The 2,116-nt window shown below is 70.0% G+C and carries 2 protein-coding genes; one reads left to right on the top strand and one right to left on the bottom strand.

The features are described from left to right. Positions 1–206: carboxyl transferase domain-containing protein (locus BFF76_RS31695; RefSeq protein ID WP_275935678.1), on the bottom strand; the 206-nt coding region annotated here is incomplete at its 3' end. A gap of 596 nt (positions 207–802) precedes the next feature. On the opposite strand from BFF76_RS31695, the gene BFF76_RS25765 reads away from it, so the two are divergent. Then, positions 803–2,014 (top strand): glycoside hydrolase family 64 protein, encoded by a 1,212-nt coding sequence (locus tag BFF76_RS25765; RefSeq protein WP_199831527.1) that lies wholly within the window; start codon positions 803–805, stop codon positions 2,012–2,014. Positions 2,015–2,116: the final 102 nt, after the last annotated feature.

Below are 2,116 nucleotides of genomic sequence, written 5' to 3' on the forward strand. Positions count from 1 at the left end.
CGGCGCAGCTGCTCGACCTCCTTGAACGACCCCTCGTCCAGCAGCAGCGCGATGCGCTCCCGCGCCGTCAGCTTGCCCTTGGCGTGCTGCGCCTCGGTCGCCCGGTCGCTCGGTCCACGCCGGGCCTGCTCACGCAGCGCCAGCAGCTCGGCCACCCGGCCACGCGTGTCACTGGGCTCGCCCGGGATTTCGTCCACAACGGTCATACGTCGACCCTACGAACCCGACCGCACAAACCCTGCCGTTCACTCCGGACAGTCTCCTGCCCCGATTCCTGGAGGCACCTGACAGAAGTCGAACGGCGTGCACCCAATCTGCCAGCTCATGGCGCTGCCTCTTTGTGGAGCCCCGACAAAGCGGGAGATGTGACCCCAGCCACACGCCGGTCCGCGCGCCACGCCGTGGATCCACTTGGCCGGGCGACTCGACGTACCGCAATGGCAGAGCACCGGCACCCGGGAGCCCGCCCCCGCCGGGCGGGGCGAGACTACGCGTCCGTCACCCGGGAGGACATACCGGGTGACGCCGCGAACAGCCCCGCCCCACGGCGGCCGCCGCGTTCAGTTCCTGTTCACTCCGCGCATGCGACGGTCGACCAGGCGTGGCCAAAACCCTGCCTACGGCGTCGAGTTGCGAAGAACGGCTACTTCTTGAGAGCGCTCTCAGTCATAAGTCTTGACGCTCACGGGAGGCGTCGCGAGAGTGGTGCGCACCGCAGACGGCCCCACCTCCCCGCACCACCACACCGACCCCTGTCTGCGACCCCCCACACCTCGGGAGTTCCTTCGTGATTTCTCGCCGAATGTTCCTGACCGGCGCAGCCGCCTCCGCGACCGCGCTCACCTACCCCCTCTGGGGCAGCACCCTGAGCCCGCGTACGCACGCGGCCGCCGCGACGTGCGAACTGGCCCTGGAGAACCGCTCGTTGCCCGGCACGGTGCACGCGTACGTCACCGGCCACGAGCAGGGCACCGACCGCTGGGTGCTCCTGCGCCCGGACGGCAGCGTCTACCGCCCCGACTCCCCCGGCGCCCCGCAGACCCCACTGCCGGTGGACTGCGCCATCCCGCTGAAGGCCGCGGGTGCCGGGCCCGTCGTCCTGACCCTGCCCCAGATGTACGGGGCGAGGGTCTACTTCGTGCGCGACGACAAGCTGGACTTCTATCTCAACCCGGGCCCGTCCCTGGTCGAGCCGGCCTTCGCCACGCCCACCGACCCGAACTACAGCAGGACCTGGTCGTTCTGCGAGTTCACCTTCAATCCGCAGCAGCTGTACGCGAACATCAGCTACGTCGACCTGGTGACGGCCCTGCCCATCGGGCTGACCCTGGAGGGGGACTCCACGCACACGGTGGCCCCGCTCCCGGACGGCGCGGTCCAGCGCATCGCAGACGACCTCACCGCACAGGCGGCCTCCGACGGCCAGCCCTGGGACAAGCTGGTCACCCGTGGTTCGGACGGGCAGGTCCTGCGGGTCGTCTCGCCGCAGAACCTGATGGCGCCGTTCTTCGACCGGCCGAACGAGATGCCGTTCCGGGACCTGTTCACCGCGCAGATCGACGAGGTCTGGGAGAAGTACCGCTCCACCGACCTGCGGATCGACCTGCAGGGCGGCCGGGGCACGCTCGCGGGCCGGGTCAGCGGGGACACCCTCACCTTCGAGGGAGGCCACACCTTCGTCAAGCCGACGTCGAAGGACATCTTCACCTGCAACCACGGTCCCTTCACGAACAACCCGGGCGACTCCGACGACAAGAAGGCGCTGCTGGCCCGGATCGCGGCGGGCTTCAACCGCTCGATCATGCTCAGCCACCCCCAGCAGCCCAACGGAACCACGGTTGCGGACTACTACAAGGGCGGGGTGACGAACCACTGGTCGCGCGTCGTCCACGCGAACTCCCCGATCGGCTACGCCTTCCCCTACGACGACGTACGCCCGGACGGCGAGCCGGACGTGTCGGGGGCCGCGCACGACGGCAACCCCCGGCGCTTCACGGTGAGCGTGGGCTCCTGACACGCGGCGGGCGGCCCCGGGCGGGGGCCGTCCGCCGCGTTCCGCACCGGCCACCACCACGATGGACTTGATGGCCGGCCACACGCAGATGCCCCCTGCCCA

The sequence above is a fragment of the Streptomyces mutomycini genome (assembly GCF_001700505.1).
Classification (GTDB): domain Bacteria; phylum Actinomycetota; class Actinomycetes; order Streptomycetales; family Streptomycetaceae; genus Streptomyces; species Streptomyces mutomycini.

Coding starts and splice junctions, on each gene's coding strand:
- BFF76_RS25765 (WP_199831527.1), top strand. CDS start 803: ATGTTCCTGACCGGCGCAGCCGCCTCCGCGACCGCGCTCACCTACCCC.